The organism is Marinomonas sp. ATLA20 (assembly GCF_057180105.1).
In genome coordinates this window covers 1-21914 of record NZ_JBXUKU010000002.1, presented here as the reverse complement: position 1 = coordinate 21914, position 21914 = coordinate 1, and the positions used below count along the sequence as shown (strand labels likewise).

General features: G+C 42.4%; 15 protein-coding genes and 1 rRNA gene. 9 read left to right on the top strand and 7 right to left on the bottom strand.

Translation table 11 applies throughout. The features are described from left to right. Window positions 1–378 (top strand): Na+/H+ antiporter subunit G, encoded by a 378-nt coding sequence (locus AC2A4J_RS04490; protein WP_484175095.1) that lies wholly within the window; start codon window positions 1–3, stop codon window positions 376–378. Here AC2A4J_RS04490 and amt read toward each other — a convergent pair. Then, entirely contained in the window at window positions 353–3415 is a 3063-nt protein-coding gene (amt, locus tag AC2A4J_RS04485; RefSeq protein ID WP_484175094.1) for an ammonium transporter, read from the bottom strand. The genes AC2A4J_RS04490 and amt overlap by 26 nt on opposite strands. Window positions 3416–3994: 579 nt before the next feature. Beyond that, complete coding sequence (locus AC2A4J_RS04480; RefSeq protein ID WP_484175093.1) at window positions 3995–6022, bottom strand: hypothetical protein; 2028 nt, start codon at window positions 6020–6022, stop codon at window positions 3995–3997. 381 nt (window positions 6023–6403) lie between these two features. Between AC2A4J_RS04480 and AC2A4J_RS04475 the strand changes: the two genes are divergently transcribed. Then, window positions 6404–6697: a hypothetical protein gene (locus tag AC2A4J_RS04475; protein WP_484175092.1), complete on the top strand. Its 294-nt coding sequence runs from the start codon at window positions 6404–6406 to the stop codon at window positions 6695–6697. Window positions 6698–6723: 26 nt separating this feature from the next. Here the strand turns inward: AC2A4J_RS04475 and ppx are convergent, their stop codons facing one another. After that, window positions 6724–8241, bottom strand: a complete 1518-nt coding sequence (gene ppx / locus AC2A4J_RS04470) for an exopolyphosphatase (protein WP_484175091.1) — start codon at window positions 8239–8241, stop codon at window positions 6724–6726. Window positions 8242–8772: 531 nt separating this feature from the next. Here ppx and rho point away from each other — a divergent pair. Together rho and AC2A4J_RS04460 are read left to right on the top strand one after the other, a co-directional pair. Continuing rightward, complete coding sequence (gene rho / locus AC2A4J_RS04465) at window positions 8773–10038, top strand: transcription termination factor Rho (protein WP_255826661.1); 1266 nt, start codon at window positions 8773–8775, stop codon at window positions 10036–10038. Between the two features lie 133 nt (window positions 10039–10171). Further along, window positions 10172–10900, top strand: coding sequence for an NAD(P)H-flavin reductase (locus tag AC2A4J_RS04460; protein WP_255826663.1), 729 nt, complete (start codon window positions 10172–10174; stop codon window positions 10898–10900). A 112-nt stretch (window positions 10901–11012) separates the two neighbouring features. On the opposite strand, the gene AC2A4J_RS04455 is transcribed toward AC2A4J_RS04460, so the two are convergent. Together AC2A4J_RS04455 and mqo are read right to left on the bottom strand one after the other, a co-directional pair. Beyond that, window positions 11013–11282, bottom strand: coding sequence for a hypothetical protein (locus AC2A4J_RS04455; RefSeq protein WP_255826665.1), 270 nt, complete (start codon window positions 11280–11282; stop codon window positions 11013–11015). 92 nt (window positions 11283–11374) lie between these two features. Next, window positions 11375–12925 (bottom strand): malate dehydrogenase (quinone), encoded by a 1551-nt coding sequence (mqo, locus tag AC2A4J_RS04450; protein ID WP_255826667.1) that lies wholly within the window; start codon window positions 12923–12925, stop codon window positions 11375–11377. 342 nt (window positions 12926–13267) lie between these two features. Between mqo and AC2A4J_RS04445 the strand changes: the two genes are divergently transcribed. After that, window positions 13268–13675: a CBS domain-containing protein gene (locus AC2A4J_RS04445; RefSeq protein WP_484175090.1), complete on the top strand. Its 408-nt coding sequence runs from the start codon at window positions 13268–13270 to the stop codon at window positions 13673–13675. On the opposite strand, the gene hslO is transcribed toward AC2A4J_RS04445, so the two are convergent. Further along, on the bottom strand, window positions 13672–14547 hold the full coding sequence (gene hslO, locus AC2A4J_RS04440) for an Hsp33 family molecular chaperone HslO (protein ID WP_255826671.1): 876 nt from the start codon (window positions 14545–14547) through the stop codon (window positions 13672–13674). The two genes, AC2A4J_RS04445 and hslO, sit on opposite strands and share 4 nt — an antisense overlap. A 246-nt stretch (window positions 14548–14793) precedes the next feature. Between hslO and AC2A4J_RS04435 the strand changes: the two genes are divergently transcribed. The 4 genes from AC2A4J_RS04435 (at window position 14794) to AC2A4J_RS04420 (ending at window position 21309) form a co-directional block, all read left to right on the top strand. Beyond that, window positions 14794–16719: an ABC-F family ATP-binding cassette domain-containing protein gene (locus AC2A4J_RS04435; RefSeq protein WP_484175089.1), complete on the top strand. Its 1926-nt coding sequence runs from the start codon at window positions 14794–14796 to the stop codon at window positions 16717–16719. A 150-nt stretch (window positions 16720–16869) separates the two neighbouring features. Beyond that, entirely contained in the window at window positions 16870–17865 is a 996-nt protein-coding gene (gene hemB / locus AC2A4J_RS04430) for a porphobilinogen synthase (RefSeq protein ID WP_484175088.1), read from the top strand. Between the two features lie 145 nt (window positions 17866–18010). Further along, on the top strand, window positions 18011–20230 hold the full coding sequence (gene ppk1, locus AC2A4J_RS04425) for a polyphosphate kinase 1 (RefSeq protein ID WP_255826676.1): 2220 nt from the start codon (window positions 18011–18013) through the stop codon (window positions 20228–20230). Window positions 20231–20571: 341 nt separating this feature from the next. Next, complete coding sequence (locus AC2A4J_RS04420) at window positions 20572–21309, top strand: substrate-binding periplasmic protein (protein WP_255826678.1); 738 nt, start codon at window positions 20572–20574, stop codon at window positions 21307–21309. Between the two features lie 526 nt (window positions 21310–21835). Here AC2A4J_RS04420 and rrf read toward each other — a convergent pair. Beyond that, window positions 21836–21914, bottom strand: a 5S ribosomal RNA gene (gene rrf, locus AC2A4J_RS04415); the annotation flags it as partial.

The window sequence follows — 21914 nt, the reverse complement described above, 5'->3', positions numbered from 1 at the left end:
ATGCCTTTTTATCTCGAAATTATCATTTGTTTGTCTTTGCTTGTTGGCGGCGCTTTTCTACTGATAGGCTCTTATGGTCTTGCCCGTTTGCCTGACATTTACATGCGTTTGCACAGCCCAACTAAGGCATCAACATTGGGCATCACAGGTGTTTTGGTAGCATCGATGATCTTTCAAAGTCACTTGAAAGGGTTCCTTTCCATTCAAGAGTTTTTGATCACATTGTTCCTGTTGATTACGGCACCGGTTGCTGCAAATATGATTGCCAAAACAGCGCTACATCACCGTACTAAGCCCTTAGAGAAAACCAAAAACCAAGAGCTTATGGAAACGATCCGTAATAGAGAAACACCTAATCAGTCACAGGACGAGAAGTAAGTAACTTAGCGATATCAGCATTCGCCATAGGTTTATGAAAATAGTAGCCTTGGAATACCTCGCAGCCTAATGACTTCAACATCTCTGCCTGCGGAGCGGTTTCTACGCCCTCCGCGACAATACTAAGATCCAAACTGCGTGCTAAGTGAATAATGGTTTCACAGATTTTTGCGTCTTCAATATGCCGATCACACTCTTCAACAAACGACTGGTCGAGCTTCAAGATATCTAATGGAAGTCGCTTCAAATAACTTAATGACGAATACCCAGTCCCAAAATCATCTATCGATATCTTAATATTCAACGCCTTCAATTCGGCCATGACTTCAATGCAGCGCTGAATGTCCTGTAGAAGAACGCCCTCTGTGATTTCAATCTCTAATAAACGACCTTCCATATCATAGGCTTTTAGTTGCTGTGAAATATAAGACACCAGAGAATCCGATACCAAATGTCGCCCTGAAAGATTTACTGCGATAGGAACAATATGCAAACCTTGCTCACGCCATACCTTTTGCTGTTGCAAAACCTGATCGATCACCCATTCGTCAATTTTAATGATTAGATTAGATTCTTCTGCAATAGGTATAAAGTCAGCGGGAGAAATAAGCCCTTTACTCGGATGATTCCAACGGATAAGCGCTTCCAATCCGAGAATGTTGTTTTTCTCCATAAGCACTTTTGGTTGGAAGACCAAAGAAAACTGCTCAGATGCCAGTGCATCATTAATTTCTTTCTCGAAGCCAAACTTTTTCGTGACAATATTGGCCATTTCTGGCGTGAAAAACTGCGCATTATCACGGCCTTTTTCCTTTGCCCAATACATCGCAATATCCGCTTGCTGAATCAACTTATCAGCATCCAGGCTTGGCTCATCCTCACGAGTATGGGTAATGCCTATACTGGTTGGTATGGTGAAATACTGTTCATTTAAATACACTGGCGCTCGCATCGCTTCCAAAATTTGCTGAGCTCGCTGAGCTAAACGACTTTCAGTAACATTCTCTGTCATCATGAAGACAAATTCATCGCCGCCCCAGCGAGCAATAACATCAAACTGATCCGATACTCCAATTAACCGCCTTGCAACTTCACAAAGCAATTCATCACCGGCTTTGTGGCCTAATGTGTCATTAATAATCTTAAAGTTATCCAAATCTAAGAACAGCAATCCAACAGACGTTTTTTGCTTAGTTGCAAAGAGCAAGGCGCTAATCAAAGATTCCATTAAATAAGTACGATTGTACAAACTGGTTAATGGGTCACTGTAAGCTAAAAACTTCAAACGCTCTTGTAGCTTCACATGACGTGTCATGTCTCTAATATGAAGTGTGTACTCACTTTCTTGCGAAGTTTCTGTATTCGCTTTAGTAATGGCTATTTCAGCTGGGAAGTCATTATTCGGACTACGCTGTAAACGAAATGGGTTTCGTCTGTTCAGGATCAAACCATTTGACGTTGAGAAACCAGAGTTTAAGCTTTCAAAAATTTTCTTCCTGTCTTCTTCTCGTATAAATAGGCCGATAAAGCTTTTGCCTTCCACTTGTTTTTTCAGGCAACCAAAGGTTCTCTCGGCAGCTGGGTTAAACTCCATCACAGAACCAAAACGGTTAATTGTCACAATACAATCCATTGACGAATTTAATATCGCCGACTTACGTATTTCACTTTCTTGAAAGCGCATCAATGCGTTATCTCGCTGTGCAATTTCACTGCTCACACGATCAATAACTTGGTTGTATTTTCGAGCAATCTGCCCAACTTCGGTAAAAGGCTCTTCTGGTACAGGTTTTGAAAAGTCAGCATTATTCTGCTGGTATTGCATGGAAGTGAGTAAATCAAATAGTTCTGTTGTGGCTCTATGCTCAGCCACATTGAGACCTTGCTCTTCTTGCTCTTTGCTTGCTCGCAGTGGCATAAGACGATTGAGCAACCACATGCCAGCATAGCCCACTACAAAACAATAGATACCAACGACCACAATACCTAGTGCTTGCACCCCAAGCTGTCCTAAGACTCCCAAACCATTATCAATTTTATCCGTTTGACCAAACAGCGCGACACTCAAAGTCCCCCAAATTCCAGCAAACAAATGGGCAGGAACCACATCAAGAGCATCATCTAAGCGCCAGCGCTCCATCAGTAAACTACCGAAGTACACAACCACACCAGAAACAGCACCAATAATCACGGAGGCTCCTGGCGACACTACATGACAAGAAGCCGTGATCCCGACTAAGCCCGCAATGGTGCCATTTAATACAAAACCCACTTCGATATAGCCATCACGGAAATAATTAATAGCGGCGGCAATGAGTGCCCCCCACGCCGCAGAAATGAAGGTGTTAAGAAGGATAATCGGCACGTCATCGGTTAGTGCTAATGTACTACCACCATTAAAGCCTATCCAACCAAACCAAATTAATAGCGTCCCTAAAGCAGACAAAGGAAGGTTATTACCGGGCGGTAAACGGATGCCTTCTTCGAAGCGCCCCATTCGAGGTCCAATTATGATGATCGCAGCCAGAGCAACCCAGCCACCAACAGAATGAACAACGGTAGAGCCTGCAAAGTCAATAAAACCAAGAGTCTCCAGCCAACCCTTCGGACCATCTGAAGGATAAACGCCTGACCAAGTCCAGTGCCCAACAATCGGGTAAATAAACGCACTTAACACAACTGTGATTGCGAGATAGCCGATAAATGTCATGCGCTCGGCAACCGCTCCCGACGTGAGCGTCGAAGCGGTACCACAAAACATCATCTGAAAAAGGAAAAAGCTGATTTGCCAAGGCGTGTGTTGATCATCAAAAAAGAAATCGCTGATACCAAACAAACCCGCAACCGAGTCACCAAACATGATGCCAAAGCCGAACAACCAAAATAACGTGGTCGAGATAATAAAATCGGAGATGTTTTTTGCCGCAACGTTAATGCTATTTTTACTGCGAATACGACCGCTTTCTAAGCACAAAAAACCAGCCTGCATCATAAATACAAGCGCAGAGGCCACCAACAACCAATAATATTCTGCCATATACATCCTAAACAGTTAAAGCCGCACCAAAAAAGGTCATATTAAGTAACCTGATATAAACAACACGCACCACGCAAGAGCTAAGAGCACAAGTGTAAAGACAAGCCCCAGCAAAGGAAGGTGCGAATATACCCTCTTGCCTCAGTATGTAGATAAAAGCCGGTTATTCGAAGCGAGTACCGAATGTGAATAGTTAACCTATTTTCGAGGTGCCCACCAAAGAATACAGACTTTTAGACTATATCCTCGGCAACGCCTCCTGCATTGCCCTAATTACCTACATCCATGTGGGTACACGGGTCTTTCAGAGCTTACTATTAAAAATAACAGGCCACATGTCGTTACGGCTCTTCGAAAGGTACTAGATTCCTTCAGGGCCGCGTCTTATATGACAATTTCCCTGTAAAGACTAAGGCTTAGTAGACTTATTCACGCCTTCCCTATCTTAGTTATTCAATAGTTAAGCCAACTATTGAAATTCGCCGATTATAAAAAAGCAGAACAACAAAAAAGGCCACTCAAATGTAATTGAGCAGCCTTTTCCAAACAACCGTCATTTTGTAACCAAACTAAATAGAATTATCCATTTAAAGTAAGAACATTCGTTTTACTAATACGGTGACGATAAATTTCACGAAGATATTTAATTGCGTTTTTAACATTATTTATATCCAAACGGATATCATTAATAGAAACAAAACGTTGGTTATTATCAATCAACTCACGGTACTTTTTCTCGTACATTGGTTTAATTGCATACCAGTTAGTGTCTAGAATTTTCGCTGGATTTTCATAAGTCGTAAAGTACTTATCTACCAAAGCATCATCAAAATCATCATCTTGAATCATTTGAATAATTGCTTTATCGATTTCATCTGTGTATCGGTAATCATCACGGGCAAAACAGCGCTTCATGTAAGCAACCATTAGAGTCAAAAAGTCATCACTCAAACATGGGCTTTTGGCAATTAGTGTTGTTAATGACAAGTTTGCCGATGCACCAATAACAAGCGCATAACGCTTTAATGTTGTATTAGGGCATAGGCGATTCAAGTGCATTTTTAAACGATTCAATGCAGTGAAAGATAACTTGTAGTCTCTAGGCAATGAAATAATAGAGACAATTGACGAACAGTTCTTAAAGAAATGCAGGTGGTTCAGAGAGCTCGCATCATAACCACTCTTGCGATAATCCTTAATCGCTTCTCGGTATCTATCCGATTCTACCGGCAACACGCTAACACCCTCAATCGCGGAAGTGTCGTTATTAAAATGCGGTAACTCAATCGAACGGCAGAACAAGTCATCGATATCAACGCTATCTTGGCGTGTACCTTCGTTGACGACGCTTTCAGCATAAGCCACGGCAACGGGACCCGCTAAACTCATAAACAAGTCGTTAGCGTCCAAGCGAATGGTTTCAGCAATATCAATACCGGCTCGACGGAAGTAGTCTTCGTCGTAATCAGTAGTGACCGCTTGAGCAGTCAAGATGTTAAAAATTTGTTGGGAAATATACTGGTTAGCGTATTTTTCCATGGTATTTACATCAATGTTATCTGAATCACCGCCGTTCTCTTCTTCTGCATAACGCATAATATCATTAGATATCAGCATCATAGAGTTCCATGGGCGAATACGCTCCATCACATCGGCAGGTACTTCGTCGTCTTCACGCTCTTCGTTGTACGAGAAATTCCATTCTTCTGAAATATACTTGGTCAGCAAACGGCCAGCGTTAATATGCAAGGCCTCGGAAATCTCAACATTTTTTCCAGAAATATTCGGTAGAATACAAATACCAGACGTGAAGATAGGTTCAAATACAAAGCTATGACGTTTATCCGCCACTTGGCTATGGTCTGAGCGATAGTCGAACGTTTTGCTCAAGTAAGAAAATTGTTGCGCCAAGCCAAATTCAGATGCCATACCAGAACCGGTACCGCCGCCAGCACTAAAGATATAAAAATACAGTCGTGACTGGTTGGCTTTAATTCCGCAGGAATCAACCAAATAAGAGTGCATCTGTTTCCAGCTTTCATTACGGAAAGTGGTCGCGTCTTTATTTAGAATAATCTTCGCTAAATATTGCCCTAAAATAGGAGCATTACCTGCGCCACCAGCATGCACTTCAGACAAGTCCATTATTTGTAATTTGGTGTACTCTTCTAAAAACTTCGTTCTTCCTTCTTGGTTAGAAAAACGAATTCGACCTTCAATATCTTTATCCAAATCGCCCAATAAAACGATAGGTTCAATAAGAAAAACTGGTTTAAAACCGTCTTTATCTTCAAGAGGCAAATGCTTACGAATCCAGCGCATAGGTCTGAATTCACTCTCGCTATTTAATATCTCTTGGTTTTCTACTTCACGCATGTAGCTTGTTCTAGCATCGTAAACTAGCGATGCAACATCTAAGGCGATATTAGAACCACAGCGTCCCAAACCAATTAGGCAAACAGATGGAAACACCTGCTCCTTTGCGCCCTCTTCATCTGTCACCTGCGGATGGATTCGATTACGAACAACGTCTAGATTTTCTAAGATCTGTTCTAAGTTTGTCTCAGTAAAATAAAGATGTTCTATTGGGAGATTGTCTTGGCTCATGCGACATCCTTTTTGAAGCAAATAACTTACAACAGATAATCATCCACGTTATCAATGATATAGACATGACACAAAGCAGAATGCTCACCTGTTAAATCCACTATTTAATTAATTGTCTTGCTAATAGACATTGTGCAAACAATATCATCCTTACATAACAATGACACTAATATGGTGAATGTGTGCACAAAATAAATAAAAAAATGACAGGTTTAAAACTTACTTCTTACTTAAAGAGGAACAGTAGACCGATTTAGCAAAATACACGCTACTGTCTGCATCCATACTTGATTTGAGATAATAAAAGCAGCAAACATACACTTAGCTCGTTTTTTGTACTATTCTATAGAATATCTCAAACAACTATCTCGGGTGGCTGTTTTGTCGATCTCAACTGTGTCTAGCAATCCTTTGTATCTGCCTAGCATGACGGCTTCGGCAGATACTTCTGTGCGCCAAGAATCGCAGCGGCAACCACAAGACTCCGTTCAACTGTCTGATCGAGCAAAACAACTGCTAACCACACAACTTGAACCTAAAGAATCAGAAGAGAAAGACGAAGAAGGGAAAGAATCTATTCAAATTTCGTCCAGCATTGGGCGACTATCACGAGTCACTGGACTTCAGAGAGAAGAAGTCGCTGCCTTGTATCGATCAATTGATAAATTAACCTAAGCTCAGGCAACGACTTTTTACCAGACTTAACTAAAGGTCAGAGTGTACCCGTTAACAACCAGAGATTCAGCTTCGCGTTGAAGATTGGCTAAAGTAAGGGGCCTACTATCTAACCATTCAGGTAAGAACTCTGCATGGAGGTTTTTGTCATCCGCTTTTAAGGTGAAAATCGGCATGTCACCTTCTTTTCTATCGTGGTGCAGTAAAATAGACAATCTCAATAAAATGGATAAGCGATCTAAGTCTTGTTGATCACTTTTTGTAAAACGGTAATCTAAAGACTGAGTAAACTTACGACGATGTCGCAGAATCAAATTCGCTAACGCTTGCTGTTCTTGCTGAGAAAATCCTGGCATATCCGATTCACGAATAATATAAGCACCATGTTTATGATAGCGGCTGTGTGAAATGCCAGCCCCCACTTCATGAAGCAGCCCCGCCCAACGCAATAAATCTTCGCTGGAAATACTGTTAAGATTCCAATCGTCTTTGACTTGAGCCAATGCAGATAAAGCCGTATGTGTGACGAGTTTTGCTTGCTCTGTATCGATATGATATTGGTTCAACATATAGTTAACAGTACGCTCACGAATATCGGTTTCAGCGTAACGTCCCATGATGTCGTACAGCACACCTTCTCTTAATGCGCCGCTAGAGAAATCCATTTGTTTAATGTCAAAGCACTCAAACACGGCCGTTAATATAGCGATACCTGCAGCAAAGGTACTTTTTCGTTCAGGCTTAAGACCTGGCAAGTCAATGTTATCGGAATGGCCAGCAGCAAATAGCGCTTTTTGGATTTGCTTCAGAGCCTTTGGTGTAATGCCCTTTTTGCTCCAATTGTTTTCCTTAACAATATTAAAAGCCGCTTTAGCTGTACCAGACGAACCAATTGCCACATCCCAAGTTTCATCAATATAATCATCTTGAATACTGAGTAGCTCTAAACGCGCTGCGGTTACCGCTTTCTGAAAATTAGATTTATTAATCACCCCATCATCAAAAAAACGTTGCTTGAAACTCACACAGCCCATGTGGAGGCTTTCCGTTAAGATTGGCTCTAAGTGCTTACCAATGATAAATTCGGTACTGCCGCCGCCAATATCCACCACTAGACGTTGGGCGTCACCATGGTCCATGGTTCTAGAGACACCCACATAAATAAGACGAGCTTCTTCTCGACCGGCTATAATTTCGACAGGATGGCTCATGATGTCCATTGCTTTGCCAATGAAGTCGTAGCGGTTTTTGGCAACCCGCAAAGCATTGGTTCCCACCACTCGAACAGAGCCTGGCGGCATATCTTCAATGACTTGAGCAAATTGCGCTAAACAATCCAATCCTCGCTGTTGGGAATCGTCATCCAAATGACCATTAACCAAACCTGCGGCCAACTGAACCTTTTCCCCAAATTCTCCAGTAATTCTTAACTGCCCATGAGTTACTTGAGCGATAACCATATGAAAACTGTTTGACCCTAAGTCTATGGCCGCAATTTTTTCAAATGGGAAGTCATGAGATTGTTGCAAAAAGAGTGATTGCATTCAGAAAGCCTTATGATGCCGAAGTCTTAATAAGCACAAGAGTATATCAGTTACTTACTGATGTCATTGGCTACAAAATACCAAAAACAACGGAGTATTTGATGAATTTTTTATAAAATTTAGCGCCTTTTAATGAAAATCAAGACCCGTTAATGCTTTAATTTTAAAAAAACACTCCGCTGAAGCCGCGGAAAACCTGTGTTTGATCAAAAAATTACCAGAAAGTGTTTTTTTCCTGAGTTTCACTATAGACCTCGCCTTTAAGTCGAACTATAGTATGGATGGTCTCGATAGTGATAAATCAGTAACCAGATCACATTTAGATCCCAATCAAATTGTTTCGCGCTGTATTGGCTTTTGCCCTATCCGGGCTTGTTTAAACCAGAACAAAATTATAACCATCTTGTTCTTTGTTTTTAATGCCGAGTAGCTGATACATTGTAAAATACTTCCAGACACAAATTATTGTTATTAATTGATTAACTCTAATTCCGTCAATTTTCCTCAAATGAGCAAATACAAAACCCGTTTATGAACCTTACCGACTTAAAACAGAAATCAGTACACGAACTTTTAGAAATCGCAGCAGAGATGGGCCTAGACAACATGGCTCGTTCGCGTAAGCAAGATGTCATTTTCGCAATCCTAAAGCGTCATGCAAAAGGTGGGGAAGACATTTATGGCGACGGTATCTTAGAGATTCTTCAAGATGGCTTTGGCTTCCTTCGTTCACCTGACTGTTCATACTTAGCAGGCCCGGACGACATTTATGTATCACCAAGCCAAATCCGACGCTTCAATCTACGAACTGGCGATACTATTGCCGGAAAAATTCGTCCACCTAAAGATGGCGAACGTTACTTTGCTCTACTAAAAGTCAACGAAATCAACTTTGATAAGCCAGAAAGCGTTCGTAACAAAATTCTTTTTGAAAACTTAACACCTCTATTCCCTGATGAACGCTTATTGATGGAAGCTGGCAACGGCTCTACTGAAGACGTAACATCTCGTATCATTGATCTTGTTGCCCCAATGGGTAAAGGTCAGCGTGCATTGGTCGTTTCTCCGCCAAAAGCGGGTAAAACATTCATGTTGCAGAACATTGCCAATGCCATTACTCGTAACAACCCTGAATGTCATTTAATTGTGTTGCTGATTGACGAACGTCCTGAAGAAGTAACCGAAATGTCTCGTACTGTTCGCGGTGAAGTGGTTGCCTCTACGTTTGATGAGCCACCAGCACGCCATGTTCAAGTCGCTGAAATGGTTATCGAAAAAGCAAAACGCTTAGTTGAACACAAACGCGATGTTGTGATCCTGTTGGATTCCATCACACGTTTGGCTCGTGCCTACAACACTGTTATCCCGTCATCAGGCAAAGTATTGACAGGTGGTGTGGATGCAAACGCACTAGAACGTCCAAAACGTTTCTTTGGTGCGGCACGTAATATCGAAGAAGGCGGTAGCTTAACTATTATTGCAACGGCTCTTGTCGATACGGGTTCTAAAATGGATGAAGTTATCTTTGAAGAATTCAAAGGTACTGGTAACTCCGAATTGCACCTAGATCGTAAAATTGCTGAGAAACGCACTTTCCCTGCCATCAACATCCGTCGCTCTGGTACTCGTCGTGAAGACTTGCTGACCTCTGAAGACGAGCTTCAACGTATGTGGATTCTTCGTAAACTGTTGAACCCTATGGAAGATGTTGCAGCAACAGAATTTTTGATTGACCGTCTAAAAGTGACTCAAACCAATGATGAGTTTTTTGAGTCAATGAAAGGCAAAAATAAGTAAGTAGTTATTTCTGCAGCAAAAAGTCTGCGGTAAAAAAGCCACTTCCTGAAGTGGTTTTTTTTTACTTAAAGAATCAACCTAATTCCACCGCCACGACCTTAAAGTGAGCGTGACTTATATTGGAGTCGTTTAAATGAAAGAGATCACCGCGACGGTAAATGCTGTTGAATTAATCCAAAAAAATGTATATCAGATTACCTTAAAAGTAGAAAACCTAACCTTCGAGGCTGGTCAATATCTGATGGTGGTATTGCCAACTGGCGAGCAAGTTCCTTATTCCATTGGTAGCGCTCCACACGAACTACCTTATTTAACGCTGTATGTTCTTGTCTCTGACTCCGCTTCTCTTGCTAATAAGGTAGTTGAACACATCAAGTCCAGCGATAACATTACCGTTAAAGCGCCGGGCGGTGACTGCCATATTGCAAATGGTATTCTGGACTCAAATCCAGAAAACATTTTACTCATTGCTGGCGGAACCGGTTTTGCTCAAATTAAAAGTTTGTATAGTCATTTAGTCGAGCAGAATTTTACTGGCCATGTCTCGTTCTACTGGGGACTGAGAACTTCAGAAGATGTTTTTGCTCAAGAGTGGTTAGAAGAAGCACACAAGTACACTCCATTTACGCTAGACGTTATAGTGAACGAAACGGGCGACGCTTGGCATGGTCGCAGTGGCTGGCTATATGAAGCAGTTCTGGAAGATCATCCAGATCTAAGTAAAAGTGCCGCCTTTATCAGCGGTTCCGTTGGCATGGTGTATGGCACTTTTGATCAATTGGAACTAAAAGGTCTTAGCAAAGAAAACTGCTTTTCAGACGTTTTTGCTTATGCTCCGCACCCAGATAAGCCAGCGCTCTAGTCTCACAGATTGAAATTGATCAGGCTGCTATCAGCTAAATGTGGTTGATCAAAAAAGGGAGCACCAAACGTATTTGGTGCTCCCTTTTTATTTACTCGTACATCATCAATCACTAAGCGGCGGAATTGACGGTTTCCCACAACGCTTTAATATTTTCCTGATCGCCATCGGTTACACCTTCGGCTTCCAGCGTGTCTTGCAAGATCTCAGTGAAAGCTTGGTCAAACTCATCACTCCCTACTCCTTCTGTACTACTATGTAAGCCCAAAAGACCTAGAAGATAAGCGCAGTAAAATAGCTGATCGCCCTCTTCTGCTTGGTGCTCCATATCTCGTAATCTGTCACACAACTGATCTGCGCGCTCAGCAAAGGTTATTGTCATATTCAATCTCACAATGATGATATTAATTTAATATACAAAAAAGCTGGGTATTCCCAGCTTTTTGAAAACGTACTCTATCAAGGTAAATTACGTTAAGGCTTTAAGTTCAGCGTCTCTAATGTATTCGCTCGAATAGAAAGAAGTAAGTCGGTATTTTCTACCAGTGATTCACCGTAAGAAGGTACCATTTCTTTCATTTTCCCTTTCCACTCAGGCGATTCGATACGCTCTGGGAAACAACGCTCTAAAATACCAATCATAGTATTCACTGTCGTAGAAGCCCCTGGAGAAGCACCTAACAAAGCGGCAAGAGAACCATCTTCAGTTGTAATTGCTTCGGTTCCGAATTCAAGTTTCCCGCCCAATTTATCATCTTTCTTGATAATTTGGACACGTTGCCCAGCGTATGCAAGCTCCCAGTCTTCATCTTTCGCATCAGGGAAAAACTGACGTAAAGAATTACAACGGTCTTTATGAGATTGCATAACTTCACTGATCAAGTAGCGAGTTAGGTCCATATTATTCTTACCAACGCTTAACATTGGCTTGATGTTGCTAAAGCGAACACTCTTAGGCAAATCAAAAAATGAACCTGTTTTTAGGAACTTCGTCGTAAAACCAGCAAATGGACCAAACAAAATGGCTTTTTTTCCGTCGATAATACGCGTATCCAAGTGAGGCACTGACATCGGAGGCGCACCTATAGGCGCAGCGCCATATACTTTGGCAAAATGCTGTTCAACCAACTCTGGTTTCTCACACACTAACCACTGACCACTTACAGGGAAACCACCAAAACCTTTACCTTCCTTAACTTCTGCTTTCTGTAGCAAAGGCAAAGCGCCACCACCGGCACCTAGGAAAACAAATTTCGCATCAATGGTTTTACGAGCACCACTTTGCTCAATTTCAACATCCCAGCGGCCATCAGATCGTTTTTGCAAATCTTTAACTTCGCAGTTTAGGCTTAACTCAAAGTTATCTAAGCCTTCTAAATGCTTGCTCATGTTACGAGCAATGGCGCCAAAGTTTACATCTGCGCCATGTTCGATTCGTGTGGCAGCAAGTGGTTCACTGTCATCACGGTTATTCATGACAAGAGGCATCCATTCTTTCATTTTTTCACGGTCTTCTGTGTATTGCATTTCTTTGAAAGCAGGATGGGCACTCATTGCGGCATGACGTGCTTTTAACATGTCAACGTTACGCTGTCCCCATACAAAACTCTGATGCGGCACACGATGAATAAACTCCTGAGGCGCTGGCATCAAGCCTTGCTTTACAAGATAAGACCAAAACTGAAGACTGATCTCAAAGGCAGCGTTAATTGTGACCGCTTTGTCTATATTGACAGAGCCATCCGTATTTTCGGAAGTATAGTTAAGTTCGCAGTATGCAGCATGGCCTGTACCGGCATTGTTCCAACCATCGGTACTTTCCTTTGCTACACCTCCTAAACGCTCAACCATTAGTATGGTCATGCTAGGATCCAATTGCTTTAGTAACACTCCTAGGGTGGTGCTCATGGCACCGCCCCCGACTAGTAAAACGTCTACAGAATTTGAGGTCATATGATTTCGCCGTGTCATAGCCAATTGTGAATTTGAGAGGGATACAGAAAAGGAGCTTTTGGCCAGCAGCAGTATTTATGAATGTACTACTTTACTTTCTCCACCCTCTCCTCAGAACGCCTTTGCTCGTACGCTGACAGTACAATAGAAAATCAGCTTAATAAGGGATTCTGAGCAGGTGTGATTCAATTATACGGATTTTAAAAGTAATGTCTTGAGACCTTAGTATAAGAATGTAGATATATTCACAATTCAACTTTCACAATAGTGGTCATTTTATTGACTTTAGCGACAAGAAAGACGATGTTAACAACATTAAGAAAAAACATGCTTCGATTTTGCTGCTATATTTAAAAAGTAATGTTCAGTATAAATATACTAAATTCTATATTTTATGTGCTGGGGAGTGTGGCTATGAAAGCGAAAGATATCATGGTGAAGAATGTCATCTGTGTCGAAATGGATGAACGCTTACCCAATGTCAGACAAATTATGGAAACAAATGGCTTCCACCATCTACCCGTTATAGAAAAAGGAAAACTGGTTGGTATCATTTCCGATAGAGATTTATTGCGCCTCATCAGCCCTTTTATAGACAGTGTCTCTGAGCAACCAAGAGACTTAGACACGTTAAATCGCGCGGCACATCAGGTCATGACCCGACAACCGATTGTGGTAAAAGCAGAAACACCGATAGAAGAGATTGTCGCTTGGTTAAAGAAAGTAGACATTTCCTGTCTACCAGTAACCGACAACGAAGACCATGTCATTGGCATTATTTCGTGGCGCGACCTTGTTAGTCACGCCACGTTTAAAGATTAATGCGTTTGAGCTTGATCGCCTAAAGAGTCGATTAAATCTTCCTCTTTGAATTCATATTTTTCCGCACAGAACTGACAGTCGACTTTTATACAACCTTGCTCAATTAAAATCTCACGAACCTCTTCTGCACCCAAGGACATGACGGCATCTAGAGTACGTTGACGAGAGCATGAACAGCCGAACTGCATGACTTTGCTGTCGTATAAGCGAACTTCTTCTTCATGATATAGGCGATGAAGTAGCTCACCTGTTTCAAGGCCAAGCAATTCGTCTTCTTTGACCGTAGACGCTAGGTGAGTCAAACGATCCCACGCATCTTCATCTCCTTCTTTTGCTTGCTCGGCCGGCAAACGCTGCAAGAACAGACCACCACATTGTGCGCCATTCGCAGCTAGCCATACTCGGCTTGGTAACTGTTCAGATTGGGAAAAATACTGTTCAAGACATTCGGACAAAGTGTCGCCAATAATCTCAACGATACCTTGATAACGCTGCCCATTACGTGGCTGGATAGTAATCGCTAAATAACCACCCTCAAGCACTTCTTTTAAAGAAATGACTTCAGGTACTTCTTGGTTATCATCCCACTGAGCAATACCACGCAGGTTTTGATTTTCATCACATTCCGTCATCAAGGTAGACAAAAAGCCATTACCCTTCGCTTGAATCGATAACACGCCGTCTATTTTGATAATATCCCTTAACAAGGCGATTGCTGCGACAAACTCACCTAAGAGCTTTTCTAGCGACAGCGGGTACTCTTTACGTTTAATAATTTCTTGATACGCGTCGTTCAGCAATACTCGCTCGCCACGGACATTACTGTTATCAAAGGAAAAACGCTGAATTTCATTGATAGTTACATTGTTCACTAGACACACCTTGATCAGACTAAAAAAGCCCGACTTAAAAAGTTCAAATTAATATTGTCGCTATTTTACCCTTGGGGCGACTAATCATCCACTTTAAACCGTGTATAAACTGGGAATATGCACGCTTGCTATTTCGTTTAGTCTGTCGGCACTCTAAAATGTTCATATTGTACTTTTTATTGAAAAAAAGCTTAAAGCAGCCAACATCACTTCTCATTAATTAGAGATAAGAGATTCCTAGTTTTTATGATCCAATTTACTGAAGTTAGTTTACAGCGCGGTACTCAGTTCCTCCTTGAAGACACTGACCTCACCATTTTCGAAGGTCAAAAAGTCGGTCTTATTGGTGCCAATGGCGCAGGCAAATCCTCTTTATTCGCCATGATTAAAGGTGAGCTACATGCTGACACAGGGGAAGTAATACTTCCGGGCCAACGCCGTATCGCCTTTATGGCTCAAGAAGTAGAAGAAACACAACGCAGTGCTTTGGATTATTGCCTAGATGGCGACGACAAACTCAGAGAGATAGAAAATAATATTGCTAAAGCACAGGCGAGTGGAGACGACCATGCTCATGCTAGCTGGCTAGGCGAATACGAAAATGCTCATGGCTATACAGCACAATCACGTGGCGAGACACTACTACAAGGCCTAGGTTTCAAGATGTCAGACATGCAAAGACCTGTGTCGGACTTCTCGGGTGGTTGGCGAATTCGTCTTAACCTTGCCAAAGCTTTAATGTGCCCTTCCGACGTCCTTTTGCTAGATGAGCCTACCAACCACTTGGATTTGGATGCCGTGATGTGGCTGGAAAACTGGCTACGCCAATACCCAGGCACCTTACTATTGATATCCCATGATAGGGATTTCTTAGATGGCATTTGTAGCCATATTGTTCACCTTTATCAAAAGCAACTGGTACTTTATAAGGGTAACTATTCTGACTACGAGCGCCAACGTGCTGAACACCTAGCACAACAACAAGCCAACTATGAGAAACAACAAGAGAAACGTGCGCATCTACAGCAATATGTCGACCGCTTTCGATATAAGGCTGACAAAGCCAAACAAGCTCAGAGCCGCTTGAAAATGCTCGAGAAGATGGAGATTATCGGTCCTGCGCACATAGACTCACAATTTGAATTTTCCATTCCTGTTGCCGAGAAAACCTCGCAGCTGCTGATTAATTTATCCCAAGCTGATTTGGGCTACACTTCCGAAACTGGCGAGAAAACCGTTCAACTTGGCAATACCAACTTCGCACTTCGAGATGGGCAACGTATTGGTCTGCTTGGACCTAATGGCGCCGGTAAATCGACTCTAATAAAGTCCATTGTCGGGGAAATCGGCATTCTAGCGGGTGATCGAATCTTGGGGGAAAACTTAAAAATCGGTTATTTCTCACAGCACCAACTAAGCGCTCTCGATTTAGAAGCCTCGCCGCTGTTACATATTCAACGCTTAACACCAAAAGTACTAGAAAGTGACATTCGTCGTTACTTAGGCGGCTTTGGGTTTATTGGTGACGACGCACTACGTGCGGTCAAAGGCTTTTCAGGCGGTGAAAAAGCACGCTTGGCCTTAGCGTTAATTTCTTGGACCAAACCAAACCTATTAGTACTCGATGAGCCAACCAACCACTTGGACATAGAGATGCGCCAAGCGCTAACAGAAGCCCTACAAGAATTTCCTGGCTCAATCCTGCTGGTATCCCACGACCGCCACCTTCTTAATAGTACGGTTGATGAATTTTATCTTGTCGCTGACCATCAAATCCAAGCGTTCGATGGCGATTTACCGACGTACCATGCATGGCTGCAAGCACGACAAGCCAGTGCTGCACAACTTGAAAAAGGCGAATTAGCAGTCGACAAAATAGACAAAGTAGACCGCAAGGAAGAGCGCCGCAAAGCCGCAGAAATGCGTGAAAAGCTTCGCCCACTTCGCAAGCAAATAGAAAAATATGAAAAGGCCGCTCAAGCAGCACAAGAGCACCTTGATCGCATTGCGCAAGAAATGGCTGATTCCACTCTTTACGAGGCAGACCAAAGAGACAAATTGCAAAGCTTACTAAGTGACGAAGCGAAATGGAAAAAAGCCCAAGCGGAGAGTGAAGAAGCTTGGTTCGAAGCGCAAGAGGAGCTAGAAGAAGCCGAAGCACAACTGGCCTAAGCTCAAACCCAAAAAAGAACGGATAAACAAAGACTAAGTGCTAGAAATCCGTAAAGTTTTGTCCTAACACAAAGCTTTTCATCTAGCACTGACTTAATATTGTAACAATAGTAAAGTACATTCCTACACAGCGAAAAGGAGAGATATTGGATGACATTTCCATACACTCGTATGCGTCGCATGCGTAAAAATGATTTTTCTCGCCGTCTGATGCGCGAACATCACCTTACAGTAGACGATTTAATCTACCCGATGTTTGTTCTTGAAGGCAATAATGTGCGTGAAGCCATTCCCTCCATGCCAAACATTGATCGTGTTTCCATCGACTTATTGTTGAAAGAAGCTGAAGAATTAGTTGAACTGGGCATTCCTACCATTGCTTTGTTTCCCTACATCGAAGCCGACAAGAAATCACTTCACGCCGAAGAAGCCTATAATCCAAATGGTTTAATCCAACGCGCCGTTCGTGCCTTAAAAGAAGCTTTCCCGGAACTTGGTGTATTAACAGATGTAGCGCTAGACCCTTATACCACACACGGACAAGACGGCATTATTGATGATTCAGGCTACGTCTTGAATGACATCACAGTCGACACTCTTGTAAAACAAGCCCTTTCACATGCTAAAGCTGGTGCAGATGTTGTTGCGCCATCCGACATGATGGACGGACGAATTGGCGAAATCCGTGATGAACTTGAAGCTGAAGGCCTTATTAACACTTTGATCATGGCCTATGCCGCTAAATACGCTTCGGCTTATTACGGCCCATTCCGTGACGCGATTGGCTCAAGTGGCAACCTTGGTAAAGGCAATAAATTTACCTACCAGATTGATCCCGCTAACTCTAACGAAGCGATCCGCGAAGTCATGTTGGATATCGAGGAAGGCGCGGATATGGTCATGGTAAAACCCGGCATGCCTTATTTAGATATTGTCCGCCGAGTAAAAACAGAACTTGAAGTACCAACGTTTGCTTATCAAGTAAGCGGAGAGTACGCAATGCACATGGCCGCCTTTCAAAATGGTTGGCTAGACAAAGATACGGTAATGATGGAATCACTCCTAGTGTTCAAACGCGCTGGTGCAGATGGCATCCTAACTTACTTTGCAAAAGATGCAGCACGCCTGCTGAAATCTAAAAGCTAACGCCTTTTAGTACAAATAAACACACAGAATCGGTGACCAGCAGGCTGCGTTGGTGTAATTTGTTATCATATGCCTACATACTGTAGGCAAAGGAACAATGATACCAACAACACAATAAAACGGTATTTAGAGAGAATTAAAGCGCATGTCTGAGCAGTCGGTGAACGAAATAGATAAAAAAGAACCAATTCCTAGTCCACCTTTAGAATTGGATGCAGAGCTTGTTTTAGAGCCCATTCCTGAACAACCACAAGATCCTAATAAGGTAGCAATTGAAGAACGCTTACCTGAAGAGATTGACTTGGCTGATCCTGAACTCTACTTCAACCGCGAGTTAAGCCACCTACAATTTAACGCGCGCGTGCTTGAACAAGCTATGGATGAAAACCACCCAATCCTAAACAGATTGATGTTTCTGTGTATCTTTAGCTCAAACATGGATGAATTTTTCGAAATCCGTGTAGCGGGTCTAAAAAGCCAATTAGAATACAGCCGTGAAAAAAATGGCCCAGACGGCATGCACCCGAAAAAAGTGCTTGGGTTAATTAGCGACCATGCCCACAAGCTGGTACGTCGCCAGTACCGTATTCTCAACGATATCATTTTGCCTAAACTGGCGACTGAAAATGTAAAATTCATTCGCCGCACCGTCTGGAATGAGAAACAAGCGGCTTGGGTAAAACGCTATTTCCGTGACAATGTGTTGCCCATCATCAGTCCAATTGGACTCGATCCAGCACACCCATTTCCAAGACTAGCAAACAAAACGTTTAACTTTGTTGTTGAATTAGAAGGTCGCGATGCTTTTGGACGAGAAAATGGTCTCGCCATTGTTCCAGCACCAAGCTCGCTACCTCGTTTGGTCAAATTACCAGACGAAGTGTGTGAAGGCGGGGATAACCTTGTCTTTCTTTCTTCTATCATTCACGCCCATGCGGATCAGTTATTCCCTGGAATGACAGTCAAAGGCTGTTTCCAATTCCGCCTTACCCGTAATGCGGATTTAGAAGTAGATTCCGACGACATCGGTGTCGACCTGGCCGGTGCATTGCGAACCGAGTTACAAAGTCGTCATTATGGTAGTTCGGTGCGATTAGAAATTGCCGAAAACTGCCCTCTTCATATCGTCGACTCTTTGCTAAAGCAATTTGATTTAGAACAGCAAGATTTGTATCGCATTGATGGTCCAGTGAATCTTAGCCGTCTTATGGCTGTACTAGAATTAGTTGATCGCCCAGACCTAATGTACCCTCCTTTTTCGCCAGGTTTGCCTAGAAAACTGGCCAGCTCTGGCGGGTTATTCGAGGCGATTCGCCAACGTGATTATCTGCTGATGCATCCGTTTGAAAGCTTTTCGCCTGTTATTGATTTATTGAGCGAAGCAGCAAAAGATCCAAGCGTTGTCGCTATTCGTCAGACGTTATACAGAACGGGGTCTCGCTCGCCGATTGCCAATGCATTGGTTGAGGCCGCTCGTAACGGCAAAGAAGTCACTGTGGTCATCGAATTACGCGCTCGCTTTGATGAAGCAGAAAACTTAGCCTTAGCAAGCCGCTTACAGGACGCTGGTGCCATTGTTGTCTATGGTGTTGTTCGTCATAAAACCCATGCAAAAATGATCCTAATCGTCCGTAGAGAAGGCGCAGACCTAACTCGTTACGTTCACCTAGGCACAGGTAACTATCACGCAGGTAATGCTCGTCTCTACACAGACTATAGCTTTATGACCTGCGATAAAGAGATTGGCGATGATGTTCATCGCGTTTTCCAGCAGCTCACAGGGATGAGCAAAGAATTAAAAGTGAAGAAGCTATTACACGCTCCTTTCACTCTTCGTGACCGTTTGTTAGACATGATAAACAGAGAAGCAGAAAACGCACTTAAAGGTGACCCATCTCGGATCATCATTAAAGTGAATTCGTTAACAGAACAAAGACTGGTTCAATCTCTTTATAAAGCGTCTCAAGCAGGGGTAAAAATAGACCTAATTGTTCGCGGTATCTGTACATTACGTCCAGGAATCAAAGGAATTTCTTCCAATATTCGCGTGAGAAGTGTCATCGGGCGATTCCTAGAACACACCCGAGTGTATTACTTCTACAACAACCGTAATCCTCAGGTTTATCTATCCAGCGCCGATGGTATGGATCGAAACTTAAACAACCGCATTGAAGTCGCCTTCCCTCTTCAGGATTATAAACAGACTCGCCGAGTGAAAAAGGAACTTGAATATTACCTAACAGATAATACGCAAAGCTGGATTCTACAAAGCGATGGCTCATATCAGTTATCCAAACCAAGAAAAGGTGAATATCGTAGCGCTCAACGAGTACTACTTAGTGAGTTAGCTGACAATACTCGATAATTCAAAGCACCACTATACATATACATAAAAGCCCAGCATCTCAAGCTGGGCTTTTTTTTACAAAAAACTTATTCATACCCTTACAATCAAGCACACTAGCTTTCAAGTAATAACAATACTTTACTTCATATTATCAGCTTAAAGTTTGTAATATGGCTAAAGATTATCAAAAGCCCCTCTCTAAACTGGAATAATTATTAATCTAAACAGAGTTTGTTTACTAGCCTTATAAATACGACTGTACTCAACCTATTAACGACACTTGTATATTAAACATACAAAACATCAAATAGAATGAGTAATAATTACGAAAATTTCTTCCATAATGACAGGATCATGTTATGAACAAATTAACAAAGTTTTTTTCGGCTCTAGCATTAACAATCCCTCTTACAGTACAAGCTCAAACCGTTGAACTCACTACAATGAACTGGCCGCCATTCTATGCAGAAAGCCTAGAGAAAGGCGGCTTCATTACAGCCATTGTAGAAGAAGCGCTTGCTGAATCAGGTTATGACTCTACAATCGAATTCACAGGCTGGCAAAATGCATTGGACAACGCGAAAAATGGTGATAAAGACGCGATTGTCGGCGGTTATTACTCAGAAGAAAGAGCAAAAGATTACTATTTCTCAATTCCTATCTATACCGTTCTTGCTGGCCTAATCAAGAAGCCAGATTTTCCTCAGAGCAATTACTCTTCATTTGAAGAGCTTGATCAATACACTATTGCTAAACTGAAAGGAACTGTAATCGGTGAATCATTTGATAACTTTCCGTTCTCAAAAATTAAGGAATACGCAGAAGTTTCTGATGCCGTTAAAGCACTAGATTCCGGTGAAGTTCAACTATATGCAGATAGCTTAGCTGTTGCAAAAGAAGCTGCTAAAGCTGCTGGTATTGATGGTTCTCAACTACAAATCCTTCTTCCTCCTTTAGAAGAAAATGACTTATATCTATTGATACCAAAATCAGCTCAAAATGCAGAAGCACTTCGTGATGCTTTTAATAAGGGCCTAATATCACTTCAAGGCTCTGGCCGTTACAATGAAATCTTAACTGAGTTTAATCAACAGTAATTAGAACTAGCTCCAACAAAGCCCTGAAAGTAAGCCGCTCACTATTATGAGCAGAGCAACTTTCAGGGCTTTTTATTTTGGCAATCCCCTCATACACACTTCCAGAACGCACATTCACACCTTCGCACAGACAACTAAGCACACGTTTTATTTGCTACTGGATTCACGCTGACGCGTTGTACCAAAGAATAATCGCAAGTAACCGAACACAAAGCAGCTAACTACGCTGCTTTACTAAGGTGACTTCACATTTCCTTAATTCGAAGAAAGCCCCGACAGCGTTAGCTATCAGGGCCTTCTTAATTTAAAGCTTGATGATATTTATCCCCTTGCGGGATGCTTATCCCCTAGTAGGACGACCATCGTCGATGGCGAGCGCCCGCGGCGAATAAAGCGTCACTTCTGAACGCCTGTGGCGAGTAAAAAGCGGGATGGGGGCAGCTGGTTCAATCTCTTCGTATTCGAGTTTTCTCCAGACGAAAAAAAGCCCTGACAGCGTTAGCTATCAGGGCCTTCTTAATTTAAAGCTTGACGACGACCTACTCTCACATGGGATCTCCCACACTACCATCGGCGATGGCGCTTTTCACTTCTGAGTTCGGGAT